This window comes from Pseudomonas frederiksbergensis (assembly GCF_000802155.2).
Taxonomy (GTDB): Bacteria; Pseudomonadota; Gammaproteobacteria; order Pseudomonadales; family Pseudomonadaceae; genus Aquipseudomonas; species Aquipseudomonas frederiksbergensis_A.
This window is the reverse complement of the sequence record NZ_JQGJ02000010.1, coordinates 107266-126862: the sequence shown is the minus strand read 5'-3', so window position 1 is coordinate 126862 and position 19597 is coordinate 107266. Positions and strand designations below refer to the sequence as shown.

Here is a 19597-nt window from a genome sequence, read left to right as displayed (position 1 = left end):
CAGTCCTCTCAGTCAGATTGAATTGAGCGAAATAGACCGTCAGTGTGCCTCAGAAAAGCCGCTGCAAGCTATAAGCGGCTGTCAGACCAGGGGGCCGCGTGGGTAGCGCTTGAGCTTCTCGATGAGTTCCGCGCCAGGGATCGGCCGGTCGAAGAGGTAGCCTTGGCCGACGTCGCAGCGGTGGCGTCGCAGGAAGGCGAGCTGCTGGGCGGTCTCGATGCCTTCGGCCACTACCTTGAGCTTCAAGTTGTGGGCCATGGCGATCACGGCGGAGGTGATTTCCATGTCGTCCTGGTTGTCCGGGATTTCATGGATGAAGCTGCGATCGATCTTGATGATGTCGATCGGGAATTTCTTCAGGTAGCTCAGGGACGAGTAACCGGTGCCGAAGTCATCCATGGCCAGGGTCAGGCCCAGACGCTTGAGCTGATCGAGTTGCAGGTGGGTGTCTTCGGTGGCTTCGAGCAGCAAGCCTTCGGTCAATTCCAGTTCCAGCAACCGCGCGGGCAGTTGTTCTTCCTTGAGGATGCTGGCGATCGAGGCCACCAGGTCAGGGTCGGAAAACTGTTTGGGCGACAAGTTGATCGCCACTTGCAGATTGCCCAGGCCGACGGCGGTCAGCTGTTTGCTCATTCGGCAGGCCTGGCGGGCGATCCATTTGCCGATGGGGATGATAAGGCCGGTTTCCTCGGCCACGCTGATGAACTGGTCCGGACGGATCATGCCTTTTTCCGGGTGGTTCCAGCGCAGCAACGCCTCCATGCCCAGCAGGCGGCCGCTGCGCAGGCACAGCTTGGGCTGGTAGAACACGTCCAGTTCGTTCTGGGTCAAGGCGCGACGCAGGTTGTTTTCCACGAACAGCTTGTAGCTGGCCTCGGCATTCAGTGCCTCGGTGAACACTTGGACCTGATGCTTGCCGTTGGCCTTGGCCTTATGCAAGGCGAGGCCGGCGTTGCGCATCAGCGTCTGCGGGTCGCGCCCATGCAAAGGTGCGCAGGCCAGGCCCACGGAGCCCGTGACGCTGATCAACTGGTTATCGACGAACATCGGCTTGTCGAGCGTCATCAGCAGTTGGCTGGCGATATGCTGGCCGGTTTCAAGATCGGTGTCGTCCAGCAGCACGGCAAATTCGTTACTGGCGAATCGGGCCAGGCTGCCGCTGGGGCTCAGGCTGTTGCGCAGGCGTCGGGCCAGGCTGATCAGCAGTTTATCGCCGGTCTGGTGACCGAGGCTGTCGTTGATGCGCTTGAAGTTGTCGATGTCCACCAGCAACAGGCTGATGGGCGAGTCGCTGTCCCGGGCGAAGCGTTCATCCAGGTTGCGGATAAATGCCGGACGGTTGCCCAGGTTGGTCAGGTTGTCGGTGTAGGCCAGGCGCTCGATGCGCTGCTGGGCCAGCTTGGTCTGGGTGATGTCTTCGTAGATGCCGATGTAGTGGGTCAGTTCACGGTTGTCGCCGTAGACCTTGGAAATCGACAACTGGCCCCAGTACGGTTCGAGGTTCTTGCGCCGACTCTTGAACTCGCCCTGCCAACTATTGCTCTGGGCCAGGGCCGAGGGCGCATCGAACAGTAGTTCACTGAGGTTCTCCAGGGCCGGCAGTTCCGAGAGGCGCTGGCCGTGGACTTCCTCGGTGGTGTACTGGGTGATCGCGGTGAAGCTTGGGTTGACGTATTCCACCACACCGTCGCAATTGACCAGCAGGAACGCATTGGCGCTCTGCTCTACGGCCCGCTGGAACAGGTGCAAGGCGCTGGTGGCGGTGCGGCGGTTGTGGTTGTTGATGACCTGGGCGAACTGGTCCGCCAACTCGCCGGCGAAGGCAATTTCGTCCGACTGCCAGGCGCGGGTTGCGCCGACTTGCTCCAGGCACAGGACGCCCACCACTTGCCCGTCGATCCGGATGCTGGCGTCGAGTATTGCGTTGACGTCCCGGGCTCGCAGGTTCTCGGCCATTTCTCGCGTGCGCGGGTCGCGCATCGCGTTGTGGGCGTCGATGGCGCGGCAGGTCTGCAACGCTTCCATGTAGTGCGGGAAATCGTTGGCGTTGATGACCTCCGGCAGGAAGTATTCCTGGGAGGCGCGGTTATAGGCCGAGATCGGCACCAGCTTCCCGTCCTCCAGATTCCAGATGCTCGCGCAATCGATCTGGTAGATGTCACAGGCGCTGCGGGTAATCAGTTCGGCGGCTTCTTGCAGCGAGTTGTTGGCGCTGTAGCGCTGGCGCGTCAGTAGCAGGATCAAGTCTTGCTGGGCGCGGACCCGGTCCAGATGCTGAAGCTGCTCCTGTTGGGCGCGCTGATTGAGCTCCAGGGCGATCTGCAGTCTGGAATTCTGGGTTTCCAGGTCAACGGCCGGCAGGGAGGGCCCGTCCTGCAACAGGTCGTCCACCACAAGCAAATAACCACGCAGCAGATGACGGTTGTGCTGCCTGTAGGCTTCACCGGTCTCCAACAGGTTCATCGGCCCCTTGGCGGTGTGCAACGTGTAGCGAATCAGATAGTGGGACGCCTGGGCCAGCTGCTGCTGGATCGCGTCATGCAAGTGATAGCGTGCCTCAGGTTCCATCAGGCTGGCGTAAGGAGAACTGACCAGCGAACAAAGCTCAACGGCTGGCAAGCCGAAGTAACGTTCGCAGTTGGGATCGAGAAACAGCAGCGCCCAGCTTGCTTCATTCAGCCGCTCGAAACGCAGCATACCGAGCCGCGAGGGCACCGGTAACTGCGTTACTACCTCGGCCGCCATACGGCTGGCGGCATCGGGTTGGCTTTTCATGGGGGAACTCGCTTCGAAAATGCTGATCGCGCCGGGCTGACGCCCTCGTTATTACGGATTGCCGCAAGGTTGCATCATTGCGGCACTGGCTGACAAGAGACATGAAGGCCAAGTGCTATAAACCTTTTATCGGCCGACAAGGGGATTTCTCCAATTGCCAACCGATCAGAGGCATTCCTTGGGCTATCGCAGGTCAGCGCAACGGTATTTCGACGACCTCCAATGGGTCACCGTCACGATCATGAAACGTCACGCGGACGCTCTGGGCCGTGACTTGCAGATGAGCGAAATTATCCTGGCTGATCACCTTGCTGGTGAGTTCGTATTGATACTCCCCGCTGGGTGTCCGGGCCATGGGCTTGCCGAAAATAAAAGTCGAAGCCTTGGCGTAGGGCAGCAGCTTGCTGTTGCAAAACGGCGACGAAACGATGGTGTGGACCTGGAAGTCAGGATCCTGGTTGTGCGCCAACAGGCTTGTCAGGGAGCCGTGTACGTCACCGGACACGAAAATCACGTTCTTGACTCGATGGCTGCGAATGGCTTCAAGCAAGCGCAGGCGCTGTTCGGGAAAGGCCTGCCAGGCGTCCCCGCCATTGAAGCGGCGGTCGGGGTAGAGCAGGACACTTGTCACGACAAATTTAACCCGGGTGGGGCTGTTGATCAGCCAGTTGAGCAGTGATTGCTCTTGCTCTTCATCCAGGATGCGTCGGTCGGTTGCCGACAGGTTGCGTCGAGTCCGGCTGTCTGTGACGAACCACCCGATATCGCCATGTGCAAACGTGTACCAGTAGTGGGTGAGTGGCTGGCTTAATGTGCCGTCATCCAGAAGTTCACGGGCCGGGCTGTGGCTGGCTTGATAGAGCTCGTAAGTATCAAGGGCATTTGAATATAAGGTTTCATCTTCGTTTGCTTTCTTAGCGGGCCAGTTGTCCTCTATTTCGTGATCGTCGAGCATCATGTAGGTCGGAACGCTGGACATCAGTTTTTTAATATGAGGCTGGGAAAAGGCAGTGCGGTATTTAAACAGGATGTCAGGGTGGCTACGGTCAGGCGCAATGATATTCAAGTCATCGAGATACACTTGGTCGCCTGTCATCAATACCGCACTGATGGGCGGGTCGGCCTGCTCGACGATTCGGTTGATGCCGGCGAAAGTGCGATCTCCGTGTTCCGGGTTGGTCGGGATGCCGGCGGTAATCCGCAGGTATCGACACGAGCCGACGATGTAGCTGCGCGGGACGTCGGGCACGCTGGAAGGAGTGCGCAACTGGTAAATCTCCTTGGGCCACTGCAGCGGTAGTTCCAGGATGGTCTCGGGGGTATGCGCTGGGCTCAGGGTACTTTTCCAGCCGGCCTGGTATTCATAGGTCGTATCGGGCTCGAGGCCTTTCAATAGGATGACGCCGGCTAGGTCGCGGTAGGAAACCAGTCGGATGAATTGTCCCTTGGACCACGTCGTATCGCCTTTTCGCCTGTGGCGAATACCGGCAAATAGCGGATTGTCTGTGTTGCCGTCACCTCGTAGAAATATACGGGCATGATCGGTTGTCGTGTGGCCGACAATAGGGCCGACAGTGGGCTTTAGCATGTTCGAATCCATTCGAAGTTATTGGTTGTTGTCGGCGCTGTAAGTTAGGGCGCGCCAAGGACATGCTAAAGCCGGGATGGCAATAAATATTGCAGGGGGAGGGGGCGGGCGTTGTGGGTAATGACTAACAGGACAAGTAGTCTTTTTTGCTGAGGGCGGTAGGAAAGTCCGTCAATTGAAGAACGGTTTTAGCCTGCGCAAAAAAAGCCCCGCCAAATGGGCGGGGTTGAGGTACGAGCGTGGCGCTCGGAAAACAGCGGTCGAGTGGCCCTCCGCGAGGAGGGCCGCCCGGTGTTACAGCAGGATGGTGCGGATGTCGCCCAGCAGGTCGCTCAAGCGTTTGGTGAAGCGTGCAGCGGCGGCGCCGTTGATCACACGGTGATCGTAGGACAGCGACAATGGCAGCATCAGCTTCGGCTGGAAGGCCTTACCGTCCCAGACAGGCTGGATGGTGGCCTTGGAAACACCCAGGATCGCCACTTCCGGCGCGTTGACGATCGGCGTGAAGCCGGTGCCGCCAATGTGGCCGAGGCTGGAGATGGTGAAGCAGGCGCCCTGCATGTCGTCGGCGGTGAGCTTCTTGTTCCGGGCTTTTTCGGCCAGGGCAGCGGCTTCGCCAGCCAGTTGCAGCAGGCTCTTCTGGTCGACGTTGCGGATGACCGGTACCAGCAGGCCTTCCGGGGTGTCGACGGCAAAGCCGATGTGCACGTATTTCTTGCGGATCACAGCCTTGCCGCTTGGGGCCAGGGAGCTGTTGAAGTCCGGCAGTTCCTTGAGCAAGTGTGCGCAGGCCTTGAGCAGCAATGGCAGGACGGTCAGCTTTACGCCGGCCTTTTCCGCCACGGCTTTCTGTGCAACGCGGAAAGCTTCCAGCTCGGTGATGTCAGCCTGGTCGAACTGAGTCACGTGCGGGATGTTCAGCCAGCTGCGGTGCAGGCTCGACGCGCCGATCTGCATCAGGCGAGTCATGGCCACTTCTTCGGTTTCGCCGAAGCGGCTGAAGTCCACCGCCGGAATCGGCGGGATACCCGCGCCGCCGGTGGCGCCTTCGGCCGGGGCGTTCTTGGCCTTCTGCATCATCGCCTTGACGTAGGCTTGCACGTCTTCCTTCAGCACGCGGCCGTGAGGGCCGCTTGGGCCGACGGCGGACAGTTCGACACCGAATTCACGGGCCAGCTGACGCACCGCTGGGCCAGCGTGCACCTTGGCACCGCTAGGTGCAGGCGCAGCAGCGGCGACTGGCGCTGGGGCTGCCTCGGCCTTGGCGGCGGGCGCAGCGGCTGGTGCTGGAGCTGCTTCAGCCTTGGCGGCTGGCGCAGCGGCCTGGGCGGGTGCGGCGGGTGCCGCAGCGCCAGCGACCTTGAGCTTCAGGATCAGGTCACCGGTACCGACTTCATCTTCCAGCTTGACCTCGACGCTTTCCACCACGCCGGCGGCCGGCGAAGGAATTTCCATGCTGGCCTTGTCGGATTCCAGGGTGATCAGCGACTGGTCGGCTTCGACGGTGTCGCCAGCCTTGACCAGCACTTCGATGATCTTGGCCTTGCCCGACGAACCGATGTCCGGAACATGAATGTCCTGGACTGTCGCCGCTGCAGGTGCAGCAGCCGGCGCGGGAGCCGTTCCGGGAGCCGCTTCGGCAGCCGGTGCGGCGGCAGGTTTCTCCGCCGCTGCCGGGGCAGCCGCAGGGGCGGCCGCTTCAGGCGCCGCAGCAGCGCCCTCGACTTCCAGCTCCAGCAGCTCGTCGCCTTCTTTCAGGCGATCGCCCAGCTTCACTTTCAGGCTCTTGATGACACCGGCCTTCGGCGCTGGCACTTCCATGCTGGCCTTGTCCGATTCAAGCGTCAGGATGCTCTGGTCGGCTTCGATACGGTCGCCGACCTTCACAAACAGTTCAATTACTTCACCTTCACCGCTGCCGATGTCAGGTACGCGAATGAGTTCGCTCACGAAAATTCTCCTCAGCAGTCCAGTGGGTTGCGTTTTTCCGGATCGATGCCGAACTTGACGATGGCTTCGGCCACCACTTTAGGTTCGATATCGCCACGGTCAGCCAGGGCTTCCAGGGCTGCCAACACAACGAACTTACGGTCGACTTCGAAGAAGTGACGCAGCTTCTTGCGGCTGTCGCTACGGCCGAAACCGTCGGTGCCCAGCACTTTGAATTCCTTGGAAGGAACCCACTGGCGGATCTGCTCGGCGAACAGCTTCATGTAGTCGGTGGAGGCGATGACCGGACCTTTGCGGCCGTTCAGGCACTCTTCGACGTAGCTCAGCTTTGGCTTCTGGCCAGGATGCAGGCGGTTGCTGCGCTCCACGGCCAGGCCGTCGCGACGCAGTTCGTTGAAGCTGGTGACACTCCAGACGTCGGCGCCGACGTTGAACTCTTCACGCAGGATCTTCGCCGCTTCACGCACTTCGCGCAGGATGGTGCCAGAGCCCATGAGCTGGACGTGATGCGCCGCTTCGCGGGTGTCTTCCTCGAGCAGGTACATGCCCTTGACGATGCCTGCTTCCACGCCGGCCGGCATGGCTGGCTGCTGGTAGGACTCGTTCATCACGGTGATGTAGTAGAAGACGTCCTGTTGCTCTTCGGTCATCTTCTTCATGCCGTCCTGGATGATCACCGCCAGCTCGTAGCCGTAGGTCGGATCATAGGTGCGGCAGTTCGGGATGGTCCCGGCCAGCATGTGACTGTGGCCGTCTTCGTGCTGCAGGCCTTCACCGTTGAGGGTGGTCCGGCCGGCGGTGCCGCCGATCAGGAAGCCACGGGTACGGCTGTCGCCGGCGGCCCAGGCCAGGTCACCGATACGCTGGAAGCCGAACATCGAATAGAAGATGTAGAACGGCAGCATCGGCTGGTTGTGGCTGGAGTACGAAGTACCGGCGGCGATGAAGGAGCTCATGGCGCCCGCTTCGTTGATGCCTTCTTCGAGGATCTGGCCCTTCTTGTCTTCCTTGTAGAACATCACCTGGTCTTTATCGACTGGCTCGTAGAGCTGGCCGACGGACGAGTAGATGCCCAACTGGCGGAACATGCCTTCCATACCGAAGGTACGGGCTTCGTCCGGGATGATCGGGACGATGCGCGAGCCGATTTCCTTGTCCTTGACCAGTTGCGCGAGGATTCGCACAAAAGCCATGGTGGTGGAGATTTCACGATCGCCAGAGCCGTCCAGGATGGCCTTGAGGGTATCGAGTGGCGGAGTCGGGATGCTGAAGCTCTTGGCGCGGCGCTGAGGCACGAAACCGCCCAATGCCGCACGGCGCTCGGCCAGGTAACGGGCTTCGGCGCTGCCTTCTTCGGGTTTGAAGAACGGCAGGTTTTCCAGCTCGCTGTCCTTGACCGGAATGTCGAAGCGGTCGCGGAACAGCTTCAGGCTCTCGACATCGACCTTCTTGGTGTTGTGCGCGGTGTTCTTCGCTTCACCGGCACCGGTGCCATAACCCTTGATGGTCTTGGCCAGGATGACAGTTGGCTGCTCTTTGTGATTGACCGCCTGGTGGTACGCCGCGTAGACCTTGTACGGGTCGTGGCCACCACGGTTGAGTTTCCAGATCTCGTCGTCGGACAGATCGGCAACCATTGCCTTGAGTTCAGGCGAGTTGAAGAAGTGTTCACGGACGAACGCGCCGTCCTTGGCCTTGTAGTTCTGGTATTCGCCGTCGATGACTTCGTCCATGCGACGCTGCAGGATGCCATCGACGTCCTTGGCCAGCAGTGGGTCCCAGAAACGGCCCCAGATGACTTTGTTAACGTTCCACTGGGCGCCACGGAACACGCCTTCGAGTTCCTGGATGATCTTGGCGTTGCCGCGAACCGGGCCGTCGAGGCGCTGCAGGTTGCAGTTGATGACGAAGATCAGGTTGTCCAGCTTTTCGCGGCCTGCCAGCGAGATCGCGCCGAGGGATTCCGGCTCGTCGCACTCGCCGTCGCCCATGAAGCACCAGACTTTCTGCTTGCCTGGCTGGATGAAGCCACGGGCTTCCAGGTACTTCATGAAGCGTGCCTGGTAAATCGCCTGGATCGGGCCCAGGCCCATGGAAACAGTCGGGAACTGCCAGAAGTCAGGCATCAGCCAAGGGTGCGGGTACGAGGACAGGCCGTTGCCGTCCACTTCCTGGCGGAAGTTGTTCATCTGGTCTTCGGTGATGCGGCCTTCCATGAACGCACGGGCGTAGACGCCTGGCGATGCGTGACCCTGGAAGTAGATCAGGTCGCCGCCGTGTTCGTCGGTCGGGGCCTGGAAGAAGTAGTTGAAGCCGATGTCATACAGCGTCGCGCTGGAGGCGAAGCTGGAGATGTGACCGCCCAGGTCGGAATCTTTCAGGTTGGTACGCATGACCATGGCCAACGCGTTCCAGCGCACCAGCGAGCGAATGCGGCGTTCCATGAACAGGTCGCCAGGCATGCGTGCTTCGTGGGTAACGGGGATCGTGTTGCGGTACGGCGTGGTGATGGCGTAGGGCAGTTGCGAACCGCTGCGGGTTGCGAGTTCACCCATACGGGTCATCAGATAATGAGCACGGTCTTCGCCTTCTTTGTCGAGAACCGATTCCAGGGCGTCCAGCCATTCCTGGGTTTCGACGGGATCGAGGTCTTGCATGGCTTGCTCCAGGGCGGAAAGGCTACCAGAATCGGTTGCCTGAGTTTGCGACTGGCCTTGTGGGCAGACGATATAAATTCTTGGATTGCCGAAGGTTGTTTCGGCGGCGTGTAGTTTTACTACAAATCGTCGGCCGTTTCAGCCTTTCGAATGTATAGACGAGTAGTAAAACTACACATGAGCGGCTGATGGCCCCTCGTTTCGTTGTGAGAATAATCGTTACTGTTGGTCATTTGCCAACTCGAACAGGTAAAAAATTGATGCGGGCTGCCAATAAAATCAGAAAATCAGCTATTTATCATCTTTGTTCGACAGTCGATCAGGTAGTGGCATTTCAAAAAACACTACATCCAGCCTTTCCCGCGCCGATCAAGGATAGACCATGAGCCTGCCCTCGCTTGCCGAAATACCGGCGATTCTCCAGTCATTGGTCAGTCGGGCCGAGCAGTCGTTCCGCGCGGCGGTCGCCTCCCTCGGTGACGACCATGGACTGTCTGCCTGGACGCCGCAGCGTTGGGCCGAGTTCAACCGCGTCGCCGCCGCCAGTGATTTTGTCATCGAGCAAAGTGTACGAGACCCTTCGATGCTGTTGGAACTGGTGCGTAGCGGCGAGTTGGACCGAAGCCTGGCCCAGGGTGAAATGCGCGCGCAGATCGGTGCGGCCGTGCAGGCCGCCGAGACCGAGGACGAGCTGGGTCGCGTCCTGCGTCGCCAGCGCACGCGCCAGCAAGTGCGAATCATCTGGCGCGACCTGACCCGCCAGGCCGACCTCGTCCAGACCTGCCGCGACCTGTCGGACATGGCCGATACCTGCATCGACCAGGCTTACCAATGGTTGTACCAACGCCTCAGCCAGCAATTCGGCACGCCCACCGGCCGGCGCAGTGGTGAGCCGCAGCAGATGGTCATCCTGGGCATGGGCAAGCTGGGCGCCGTTGAATTGAACCTGTCATCGGACATCGACCTGATCTTCGCCTACCCCGAAGGTGGCGAAACCGTCGGCGCGAAGCGGCCACTGGATAACCAGGAGTTTTTCATCCGCGTCGGCCAGCGCCTGATCAAGGCCCTCGATCCGATGACCGTCGACGGCTTTGTGTTCCGTGTCGATATGCGCCTGCGCCCTTACGGCTCGGCCGGTGCGCTTGTGCTGAGCTTCAATGCCCTGGAGCAGTATTACCAGGACCAGGGGCGCGACTGGGAGCGCTACGCGATGATCAAGGCGCGCGTGGTGGCGGGTGATCAGGTCGCCGGCGCGCAGTTGCTCGACATGCTGCGGCCGTTCGTCTATCGCCGTTACCTGGACTTTTCCGCCATCGAAGCGCTGCGCACCATGAAGCAACTGATCCAGCAGGAGGTGCGGCGCAAGGGCATGGCCGACAACATCAAGCTGGGCTCGGGCGGCATCCGCGAGGTGGAGTTCATTGCCCAGGCGTTTCAGTTGATCCACGGTGGACGCGACTTGAGCCTGCAGCAGCGACCCTTGTTGAAGGTGCTCGCCACGCTGGAAGGACAGGGCTACCTGCCGTCCAGGGTGGTCGACGAGCTGCGCCAGGGTTATGAATTCTTGCGTTATACCGAGCATGCGATCCAGGCCATTGCCGATCGCCAGACCCAGATGTTGCCGGACAATGCCCAGGATCAGGCGCGCATTGCGTTGATGCTGGGCTTCGCCGATTGGTCGGCGTTCCACGAACAGTTGATGTACTGGCGTGGGCGAGTGGCGTGGCATTTCGGCCAGGTCATCGCCGATCCGGATGAAGAAGAGGGCGGCGAAGGCGAACTCGCGGTGGGTGGGGAATGGCTGCCGCTGTGGGAAGACAGCCAGGATGAGGAGGCGGCGTGTCGCCAATTGGAGGAGGGCGGTTTTACCGATGCGTCCAAAGCGCTCAAGGCCTTGGCTGCCTTGCGCGCCAGCCCGCAATTGCGCGCCATGCAACGGCTGGGGCGCGAGCGCCTGGATGCGTTCATTCCGCGCCTGCTGGCCCAGGCGGTGGAGCATGCCGACCCGGACCTGGTGCTCGAGCGCGTATTGCCATTGGTGGAAGCCGTGGCGCGCCGTTCAGCTTATCTGGTGCTGCTGACCGAAAACCCGGGCGCGTTGCGGCGTTTGCTGACGCTGTGCGCGGCGAGTCCGTGGATTGCCGAGCAGATCACCCGTTTCCCGCTGTTGCTCGACGAGCTGCTTAATGAAGGTCGCTTGTTCAAGCCGCCACTGGCGCCTGAGCTGGCAGCGGAGTTGCGCGAACGCCTGACACGCATTCCCGAAGATGATCTTGAGCAACAGATGGAGGCCTTGCGGCATTTCAAGCTGGCCCACCGCTTGCGCGTGGCTGCCTCGGAAATCGCCGGCAGCCTGCCCTTGATGAAGGTCAGCGACTATCTGACCTGGCTTGCCGAGGCAATTCTCGAACAAGTGCTGGCCCTGGCCTGGCGCCAGACAGTCACCAAGCATGGCGTACCCTTGCGCACAGATGGCAGCCTGTGCGATCCGGGTTTCATTATTGTCGGTTATGGGAAAGTCGGCGGCCTGGAGTTGGGGCATGGTTCCGACCTGGACCTGGTGTTCATCCACGATGGCGACCCGCAAGCCGAAACCGACGGCCCGAAACCCATCGACGGCGCGCAATTCTTCACCCGGCTTGGCCAACGCATCATTCACCTGCTGACCGCCCAGACCAACTCCGGGCAGTTATACGAAGTGGATATGCGCCTGCGACCGTCCGGGGCGTCGGGGTTGCTGGTCAGTTCCTTGGGGGCGTTTGACCGTTACCAGGAAAACGAAGCCTGGACATGGGAGCATCAGGCGCTGGTACGTGCCAGGGTGCTGGTGGGCAGCCAGGACGTCGGCCAGGCGTTTGAAAAAGTGCGCGCCAAGGTGCTGGGGCGCACACGTGACTTGCCGACGCTGCGCCAGGAGGTCAGCGAGATGCGGGCCAAGATGCGCGACAACCTCGGCAGCAAGGCCACCGCCGCCGGGACCGCGCCGAATGCCTTCGAAGCCACGGCGCCCTTTGACCTCAAGCAGGATGCCGGAGGTATCGTCGATATTGAATTTATGGTGCAATACGCGGCCCTGGCGTGGTCCGAGGCGTACCCGTCGCTGGTGCGCTACACCGATAACATCCGCATCCTGGACGGATTGCAGGAGGTCGGGTTGATGCCCGCCGAGGATGCCACGCTGTTGCGCGAGGCCTACAAGGCCTACCGCTCCGCCGCCCACCGCCAGGCCTTGCAGAAAGACGCCGGGGTCATCGCAGGCGACCAGTTCGTGGATGAACGTCGACAGGTGATGCGGATCTGGCGGGAGTTGGGGCTGAGTTGATAGTCAATGACTGGGGGAGCGAGCCAAGCCCGGTGCCACAGTTGATTGGCGGTGTGTTGTAGATTAGGGCCACAGGTAACGACCTAAGCCACAGTGATTCTCGAGGCGGGGAGGCGTAGGCCTCCCCGTATCGTTTTTGGAAAGCACATGAATATTCTGATCGTTGGGCCCAGTTGGGTCGGTGACATGGTGATGGCGCAGACATTGTTCCAATGTCTCAAGCTGCGACATCCACAGTGCGAAATCGATGTCCTGGCCCCGGAATGGAGTCGGCCGATCCTTGAGCGCATGCCCGAAGTGCGCAAGGCCTTGAGCTTTCCGCTCGGCCATGGCGTGCTGGAGCTGGCGACCCGCCGGCGTATCGGCAAATCCCTGGCCGGCCAGTACGAGCAGGCCATCCTGTTGCCCAATTCGTTGAAGTCGGCGCTGGTGCCGTTCTTTGCCGGCATTGCCAAGCGCACCGGCTGGCGCGGCGAGTTTCGCTACGGCCTGCTCAATGACGTGCGCACGCTCGACAAGGATCGTTATCCATTGATGATCGAGCGCTTCATGGCCCTGGCCTATGAGCCGGGCGCCGAGTTGCCCAAGCCGTATCCGCGACCGAGCCTGCAGATCGACCCGCTAACGCGCGAAGCGGCCCTGGCCAAGTTCGGCTTGAGCCTGGATCGTCCGGTATTGGCCCTGTGCCCGGGCGCTGAGTTCGGTGAGTCCAAGCGCTGGCCGGCGGAGCATTACGCCCAGGTTGCCGAGGCGAAGATTCGTGAAGGCTGGCAAGTGTGGCTGTTCGGCTCGAAAAACGATCACCCGGTGGGAGAAGACATCCGTTCGCGGTTGATCCCAGGGCTGCGGGAAGAGTCGGTCAATCTCAGTGGCGACACGTCCCTGGCCGAGGCCATCGACCTGCTGTCCTGCGCCGATTCGGTGGTGTCCAACGACTCCGGCCTGATGCACGTCGCCGCGGCGCTGAACCGTCCGCTGGTGGCGGTCTATGGCTCCACTTCCCCGGGCTTTACGCCGCCGCTGGCCGATAAAGTCGAGGTCGTGCGCCTGGGCATCGAATGCAGCCCATGCTTCGACCGTACCTGCCGCTTCGGCCATTACAACTGCCTGCGCCAGCTCATGCCGCCGTCGGTGAACGAGGCACTGGAGCGTTTGCAGGGCACCCCCGTGGAGGTCCGGTAACTTGCGGGTATTGTTGATCAAGACCTCTTCGCTGGGGGATGTGGTCCACACGTTGCCAGCGCTGACCGATGCGGCGCGGGCGATTCCGGGCATCAAGTTCGATTGGGCCGTGGAAGAAGGGTTTGCCGAAATCCCGACCTGGCACCCAGCTGTGGGCAAAGTTATCCCGGTGGCGATCCGCCGCTGGCGCAAAAATGTCTGGCAAACCATCAAGAGCGGAGAATGGCGACGCTTCAAGCAGAGCATGCGAGCCGAAAAATATGACTTGGTGATCGATGCCCAAGGCTTGCTGAAAAGCGCCTGGCTGACCCGCTACGTCAAGGCGCCGGTGGCTGGCCTGGATAAGGATTCGGCGCGTGAGCCCCTGGCGGCGCGCTTTTATTCGCGGCGCCTGGCGGTGGCACGTGGTCAGCATGCGGTGGAGCGTGTGCGTCAATTGTTCGCCTTGGCGCTGGGCTATGACTTGCCGCAAACCCAGGGCAGCTATGGTCTGGACATCGACCGGCTCGTGGAGCTGCCACGCCCATACCCTTACGTGGTCTTCCTCCATGGCACGACTTGGGAATCCAAGCATTGGCCCGAACTTTACTGGCGCCAGCTCACTGAGCGCATGGGTCAGTTCGGCGTGGTCGTCAAACTGCCGTGGGGTAATCCAGCCGAGAAGGCCCGGGCCGAACGCATCGCCAGTGGGCTGCGCAACGCCCTGGTGCTGCCGAAACTGAACCTGGGCGGCATGGGCAAGGTGCTCGCTGGCGCCCAGGCTTGCGTGGCGGTGGACACGGGGCTCGGGCACTTGGCCGCGGCCTTGGACGTGCCAACCATTTCATTGCTCGGCCCGACCAATCCGGTGCTGACCGGCGCCTATGGCAAGGGCCAGGTTCACCTCGCCAGTGATTTCCCTTGCGCGCCCTGCATGCAAAAACAATGCACTTACCCGCCAACTGCCGAGGATGCCCGGCGGTTTGACCTGAAACGCGAGCAGCCCCTGTGCTTCACGCGTCTGAACCCCGAGCGTGTTGCCAGCCACCTGAGCACGTTATTGGCTGAGGAGCCGCGCTGATGCAATTGGCTTTTGTCCTTTACAAGTATTTCCCCTTCGGCGGCCTGCAGCGTGACTTCATGCGCATCGCCCTGGAATGCCAGCGGCGCGGTCACCAGATCCGCGTCTACACGCTGATCTGGGAAGGTGACGTGCCGCCAGGCTTCGAAGTGCTGGTGGCACCGGTCAAGGCGCTGTTCAACCATCGCCGCAACGAGAAGCTCAGCGCGTGGATGGAGGCTGACCTGGCCAAGCGTCCGGTGGATCGGCTGATCGGCTTCAACAAGATGCCAGGCCTGGACGTGTACTACGCCGCCGATGGCTGCTTCGAAGACAAGGCGCAGAACTTGCGCAATTCGCTGTACCGGCGCTGGGGCCGCTACCGGCATTTCGCCGAGTACGAGCGCTCCGTGTTCGCCAAGGACGCCAAGACCGAAGTCCTGATGATCTCCGAAGTCCAGCAGCCGTTGTTCATCAAGCACTACGGCACGCCGCTTGAGCGCTTTCACCTGCTGCCGCCAGGCATCGCCCAGGACCGCCGCCGGCCTGCCGACGCTGACGAGATTCGCGCCGCGTTCCGCGCCGAGTTCGAGCTGGCCGACGACGACCTGCTGTTGGTGCAGATCGGTTCCGGGTTCAAGACCAAGGGGGTCGACCGCAGCCTCAAGGCCCTGGCCGCGCTGCCCGCCGAACTGAGAAAACGCACCCGGCTGTTTGTAATCGGCCAGGACGACCCCAAAGTATTCCAATTACAGAGTGCCACCCTGGGGCTGGGCGATAACGTGCGGTTCCTCAAGGGGCGCAGTGACATCCCGCGTTTCCTGCTGGGCGCCGATCTGTTGATCCATCCGGCGTACAACGAAAACACCGGCACTGTGCTGCTTGAAGCACTGGTCGCCGGGCTGCCAGTGCTGGTCAGCGCGGTGTGTGGGTACGCCCATTACATCGCCGAGGCCGACAGTGGCCTGGTGCTGGACGAGCCGTTCGAACAAGCGCAGCTCGCCGACTACCTGGGCCGCATGTTGAACGACGCTGACGCTCGGGCGGCCTGGAGCCGCAACGGTCTGGCTTTCGCCGAGACGGCCGACCTCTACAGCATGCCGCAGCACGCGGCCGATGTGATATTGGCGGAGCACGCTTAATGAAATTGATGCTGGCCGAACCGTTCAAGAGCCTTTGGGCCGGACGCGATGCGTTCGTCGAAGTCGAGGCGCTCAAGGGCGAGGTCTATCGCGAACTGGAGGCCCGACGCACGTTGCGCACGGAGGTGGACGGTCGCGGTTTTTTCGTGAAGATCCACCGCGGCATCGGTTGGGGAGAGATTTTCAAGAACCTGTTGACCGCCAAGCTGCCCGTACTGGGCGCGGGCCAGGAGTGGAAAGCCATCCAGCGCTTGCAGGAAGTCGGCGTGCCGACCATGACGGCCGTCGCTTATGGCGAGAAGGGCCGCAACCCGGCCGATCAGCACTCGTTCATCGTCACCGAAGAGCTGGCGCCGACCATCAGCCTTGAAGACTTCAGCATCGACTGGGTCAAGCAGCCGCCAGAGCCCAAGCTCAAGCGGGCGCTGATCGCCGAAGTGGCGCGCATGACTGGGATGATGCACCGCGCTGGGGTCAACCATCGCGACTGCTACATCTGCCATTTCCTGCTGCATACGGACAAGCCGGTCACGCCTGAGGATTTCAAGCTTTCGGTGATCGATCTGCACCGTGCACAGGTCCGGGAAACCCTGCCCAGTCGCTGGCGTAACAAGGACTTGGCGGCACTGTATTTTTCAATAATGGACATTGGCCTGACTCGCCGCGACAAGCTGCGTTTTCTCAAGGGCTATTTCCAACAGCCGTTGCGCCAGATCCTGGCAGAGCAAGCTGCCTTGCTGAGCTGGCTGGAGGGGAAGGCGGACAGGCTTTATGCACGCAAGGTGCGTTACGGGGGCGCGCTCTGATGGCGGGTTGGATACTGGAACCCGCCTATTCCGAGCTGGCGGAGGATTTTGGCAGTCTCGATGCGGTGTTTGCTCTCCAGGGGGAGCGTCTCACGAAGGATCCGTTGTCAGAAGTGATCCGGGTGCAGCGCAAGGGGGTGTATTACTACGTCAAGCGCTACAGTGGGGCTGGCAAGGGATTGCGACGGTATCTGGGCAAGCCACGGGTCAAGGCTGAATGGCAAAATCTCAAGCGCTTCGCCAAATGGGGCATACCCACCGCCGAAGTCGTAGCCTGGGGACTGGCGCGGCGTGGCGCAACCTATGCCCGCGGCGCGATGATCACTCGCGAGCTGCCTCGCACCGAAGACCTGTCCGCACTGGCCAAGCGCAAGGATCCAAGGTTGGCGAATCGGGTTTGGGTTGACGAGGTGAGTCGCCAATTGGCCAGCTATACCCGGATCATGCACGAGAACCGCTTTACCCATAATGACTTGAAGTGGCGCAATCTGCTGGTCGATGACCAGCCGAGGCTGTTTCTTATCGATTGTCCGAATGGCGATTTCTGGCGTGGCTTCTGGCTCAAGTACCGTATCACCAAGGACCTCGCCTGCCTGGACAAAGTGGCCAAGTATCATCTGTCGGCTACCCAGCGCCTGCGTTTTTACCTGCAGTACCGCCAGCGCGCCCGTCTTGACGAGTGTGACAAGAAGCGCATCCGTCATGTAGTTAGATTTTTCGAGGGGCGTGAATGATTGATTTCCTGGCCGCAGAAGACCGGGCTTTGCTGGAGCGCCATGGCCTGGACAGTTTCGAAAGTCTCTGGGCATGCAAACTGGACGCGGTAGATGAGCCCAATACCCTCGGCGAGGGCTGGAGCAGTGTGTACAGGCTGGAGCTCGAGGGACAGGGTTATTACCTTAAGCGTCAAAGCAATTACCTGACCCGGACCTTGTCGCACCCTTTTGGCGAGCCCAGTTTTTCCAGGGAATTTCGCAATATCAGCCGGTATCGCCAACTGGGCGTACCGGCTTTGCAGGCAGTGTTCTACGGTCAGCGCAAGGTGAACGGCGAAGTACGAGCGATTCTATTGACCCGTGCGCTGGACGGCTGGGATGACCTGGACTCACTGCTTGGGCGCTGGCCGACCCTGGCGGCGGGCCAGCGTACCGCCATCTTGCAGGTGTGTGGTCACCTGGCGCAGCGCCTGCATGGTATGCGCCAGGTGCATGGCTGCTTTTATCCCAAGCACATCTTTCTAAAAGCCACTGCGGGCGGCTACCAAGCGAAGTTCATCGATCTCGAAAAGACCCGGCCGTTATTGTTCGGTCAGCGGGATCGGGTCAAGGACCTGGAGCCCCTGTTGCGGCGCGCCCGTGCCTGGAATGACGACGACGTGCGTCAGATGCTTTCCGCCTATCTGGAGCAATCTACCCACAGTGCGGTGGTGGATAAATGGATGGCCCGGCTGACTGCCCGGCGCAGCCACAAGGAGGCTCGTTGATGCGCTTATCCGAATTGAAGGGTGCCGGCCGTAGCCCCACCCTGCCCTTGAGCTTGGAACTGGCCGATGCCGCTGGTTCTGCGCAATTGCAGTTGCTTTCATTGTTGCGCGTGCTGCCAGGTCAGCGTTACGTCGGTGCTGGCGTCTGGCGTGGCCGGCCAGTGTTGGCCAAGTTGTTGGTAGGCAGCAAGGCGCCCCGGCATTTCCAGCGAGAGCTGCAAGGCGTCCAACTGCTGGCGGAGCAGGGGCTGACGACGCCATTGTTATTGGCTGATGGCCTGAAGGAGGGTGAAGGCGGCTGGCTGTTGTTCGAGTTGCTGCAAGGCGCAGAGGGCCTGGGCGACGCCTGGAAGCAGGTCGAGCACATGCCACTGCTGGCAGATGAACAATCGGCGGTGCTGGCCGAGGCCTTGGGGGCGATTGCGCAACTGCACAGCAAAGGCCTGTGGCAGGAAGACCTGCATCTGGACAATCTGCTGCGTCATGATGGCAAGCTCTATCTTATCGATGGTGCCGGCATTCGCGCCGAGACTCCGGGGCAGCCGTTGTCCCGGCAAAAAGTGCTGGAAAACCTGGGCGTCTTTTTTGCCCAGCTCCCCAAGTCCATCGAACCGTTCAACGAAGAGTTGCTGGTGCATTACCTGCTTGGAAACGCCGAGCACGCGTTGCCCATGGAGGCGCTTCAGAAACAGATCGACAAGGTGCATGCCTGGCGCTTGAATGACTTTCTGAAGAAAATTGGACGTGAGTGCAGTCTGTTCAGCGTTCAGCGTGGGCCGTTCCGTCTGCGGGCGATTCGTCGTGATGAAGAGGCGTTCATGGCCCCTGTGCTGGAGCAGGCTGATGCCCTGCTTGATCAAGGCCACCTCTACAAGACCGGCGGGTCGGCAAGCGTCGGCAAAGTCGATGTGAGCGGGCGCTCCCTGTTGATAAAACGCTACAACATCAAGAATCCGGCCCACTGGCTCAAGCGTTTCTGGCGCCCGAGCCGGGCCTGGCATGCCTGGCGCGAAGCCCATCGATTGACGTTCCTCGGCATCGCCACGCCCAAGCCGCTGGCCTTGCTGGAAAAGCGGTTCTTGTGGCTGCGCCGCGGCGCCTACCTGGTGACCGAGCACCTGTCAGGCCCGGATATCATCCAGCACCTGGCCCCTTACGTCGAAAACGGTGACGTTCCTGAGGCAGAGTTGCTGGCGCTTGATCGGTTGTTTGCCGATCTGATACGCGAACGCATCAGTCATGGTGATTTCAAAGGGCACAACCTGCTCTGGCAGGATGATCGCTGGATGCTCATCGATCTGGATTCCATGTGCCAACACCGCACCCAGGCCAGCTTCGCGCCGGCCTACGCCCGGGATCGCGCGCGCTTCATGCGAAATTGGCCTGAAAAGAGTGCGTTGTATCGGGTGATTGATGGGCGGTTGCCAAAGAATGTCGATACCGCACCGTCTGTCCCGTAGCCGGTCACCTTGGTGGGGGAAGAACGTCCCTCACCGCCGGTTCTGTCCGCCAAACGCGCCAGAAGCTCGCTCCAGACGCTCCCGCTCACCGCTAGAGGCTTGCCGTCGCTTTTAAGTTATAATCGCGCCCTTTAGCTGCCCAGCGCCCCCGGCGTCAGGCACACCCATTTTTCGCGGCGCTTGTCGCCCGTAT

The 19597-nt window shown here is 61.0% G+C and carries 13 protein-coding genes; 9 read left to right on the top strand and 4 right to left on the bottom strand.

Annotated elements, in window-relative coordinates; translation table 11 throughout:
• Positions 1-81: 81 nt before the first annotated feature.
• From JZ00_RS18980 to aceE, 4 genes are all read right to left on the bottom strand, one after another.
• The gene (locus JZ00_RS18980) at positions 82-2775 is read right to left on the bottom strand and encodes a putative bifunctional diguanylate cyclase/phosphodiesterase (RefSeq protein ID WP_039592482.1); all 2694 of its coding nucleotides are present in this window, start codon (positions 2773-2775) and stop codon (positions 82-84) included.
• Between the two features lie 193 nt (positions 2776-2968).
• Positions 2969-4363, bottom strand: coding sequence for an alkaline phosphatase D family protein (locus JZ00_RS18975; RefSeq protein ID WP_039592483.1), 1395 nt, complete (start codon positions 4361-4363; stop codon positions 2969-2971).
• Between the two features lie 294 nt (positions 4364-4657).
• Positions 4658-6313 carry a dihydrolipoyllysine-residue acetyltransferase gene (gene aceF, locus JZ00_RS18970; RefSeq protein WP_039592484.1) on the bottom strand — a complete coding sequence of 552 codons (1656 nt, stop codon included), beginning with the start codon at positions 6311-6313 and terminating at the stop codon, positions 4658-4660.
• A gap of 11 nt (positions 6314-6324) precedes the next feature.
• Positions 6325-8970: a pyruvate dehydrogenase (acetyl-transferring), homodimeric type gene (gene aceE, locus JZ00_RS18965; protein WP_039592485.1), complete on the bottom strand. Its 2646-nt coding sequence runs from the start codon at positions 8968-8970 to the stop codon at positions 6325-6327.
• 188 nt (positions 8971-9158) lie between these two features.
• Between aceE and JZ00_RS30935 the strand changes: the two genes are divergently transcribed.
• From JZ00_RS30935 to JZ00_RS18925, 9 genes are all read left to right on the top strand, one after another.
• Positions 9159-9356 (top strand): hypothetical protein, encoded by a 198-nt coding sequence (locus JZ00_RS30935; RefSeq protein WP_152668452.1) that lies wholly within the window; start codon positions 9159-9161, stop codon positions 9354-9356.
• The gene (gene glnE, locus JZ00_RS18960; RefSeq protein WP_039592486.1) at positions 9353-12292 is read left to right on the top strand and encodes a bifunctional [glutamate--ammonia ligase]-adenylyl-L-tyrosine phosphorylase/[glutamate--ammonia-ligase] adenylyltransferase; all 2940 of its coding nucleotides are present in this window, start codon (positions 9353-9355) and stop codon (positions 12290-12292) included. The genes JZ00_RS30935 and glnE overlap by 4 nt, the downstream gene beginning before the upstream one ends.
• A gap of 147 nt (positions 12293-12439) precedes the next feature.
• The gene (waaF, locus tag JZ00_RS18955; RefSeq protein ID WP_039592487.1) at positions 12440-13474 is read left to right on the top strand and encodes a lipopolysaccharide heptosyltransferase II; all 1035 of its coding nucleotides are present in this window, start codon (positions 12440-12442) and stop codon (positions 13472-13474) included.
• Position 13475: 1 nt separating this feature from the next.
• Entirely contained in the window at positions 13476-14534 is a 1059-nt protein-coding gene (gene waaC, locus JZ00_RS18950) for a lipopolysaccharide heptosyltransferase I (protein ID WP_039592488.1), read from the top strand.
• Positions 14534-15655 carry a glycosyltransferase family 4 protein gene (locus JZ00_RS18945; RefSeq protein ID WP_039592489.1) on the top strand — a complete coding sequence of 374 codons (1122 nt, stop codon included), beginning with the start codon at positions 14534-14536 and terminating at the stop codon, positions 15653-15655. The genes waaC and JZ00_RS18945 overlap by 1 nt, the downstream gene beginning before the upstream one ends.
• Entirely contained in the window at positions 15655-16461 is an 807-nt protein-coding gene (gene rfaP / locus JZ00_RS18940; protein ID WP_039592490.1) for a lipopolysaccharide core heptose(I) kinase RfaP, read from the top strand. The genes JZ00_RS18945 and rfaP overlap by 1 nt, the downstream gene beginning before the upstream one ends.
• Positions 16461-17195 (top strand): lipopolysaccharide kinase InaA family protein, encoded by a 735-nt coding sequence (locus JZ00_RS18935; protein WP_039592491.1) that lies wholly within the window; start codon positions 16461-16463, stop codon positions 17193-17195. The genes rfaP and JZ00_RS18935 overlap by 1 nt, the downstream gene beginning before the upstream one ends.
• Entirely contained in the window at positions 17192-17944 is a 753-nt protein-coding gene (locus tag JZ00_RS18930) for a lipopolysaccharide kinase InaA family protein (protein WP_039592492.1), read from the top strand. Before JZ00_RS18935 ends, JZ00_RS18930 begins: the two co-directional genes overlap by 4 nt.
• Entirely contained in the window at positions 17944-19404 is a 1461-nt protein-coding gene (locus JZ00_RS18925) for a lipopolysaccharide kinase InaA family protein (protein WP_039592493.1), read from the top strand. The genes JZ00_RS18930 and JZ00_RS18925 overlap by 1 nt, the downstream gene beginning before the upstream one ends.
• The last annotated feature ends 193 nt before the right edge of the window (positions 19405-19597 follow it).

Excerpts from the sequence above, each read along its gene's own strand:
- JZ00_RS18980 (WP_039592482.1), bottom strand. The coding sequence starts at position 2,775 with ATGAAAAGCCAACCCGATGCCGCCAGCCGTATGGCGGCCGAGGTAGTA.
- JZ00_RS18975 (WP_039592483.1), bottom strand. The coding sequence starts at position 4,363 with ATGCTAAAGCCCACTGTCGGCCCTATTGTCGGCCACACGACAACCGAT.
- aceE (WP_039592485.1), bottom strand. The coding sequence starts at position 8,970 with ATGCAAGACCTCGATCCCGTCGAAACCCAGGAATGGCTGGACGCCCTG.
- JZ00_RS30935 (WP_152668452.1), top strand. The coding sequence starts at position 9,159 with ATGGCCCCTCGTTTCGTTGTGAGAATAATCGTTACTGTTGGTCATTTG.
- glnE (WP_039592486.1), top strand. The coding sequence starts at position 9,353 with ATGAGCCTGCCCTCGCTTGCCGAAATACCGGCGATTCTCCAGTCATTG.
- waaF (WP_039592487.1), top strand. The coding sequence starts at position 12,440 with ATGAATATTCTGATCGTTGGGCCCAGTTGGGTCGGTGACATGGTGATG.
- JZ00_RS18945 (WP_039592489.1), top strand. The coding sequence starts at position 14,534 with ATGCAATTGGCTTTTGTCCTTTACAAGTATTTCCCCTTCGGCGGCCTG.
- rfaP (WP_039592490.1), top strand. The coding sequence starts at position 15,655 with ATGAAATTGATGCTGGCCGAACCGTTCAAGAGCCTTTGGGCCGGACGC.
- JZ00_RS18935 (WP_039592491.1), top strand. The coding sequence starts at position 16,461 with ATGGCGGGTTGGATACTGGAACCCGCCTATTCCGAGCTGGCGGAGGAT.
- JZ00_RS18930 (WP_039592492.1), top strand. The coding sequence starts at position 17,192 with ATGATTGATTTCCTGGCCGCAGAAGACCGGGCTTTGCTGGAGCGCCAT.
- JZ00_RS18925 (WP_039592493.1), top strand. The coding sequence starts at position 17,944 with ATGCGCTTATCCGAATTGAAGGGTGCCGGCCGTAGCCCCACCCTGCCC.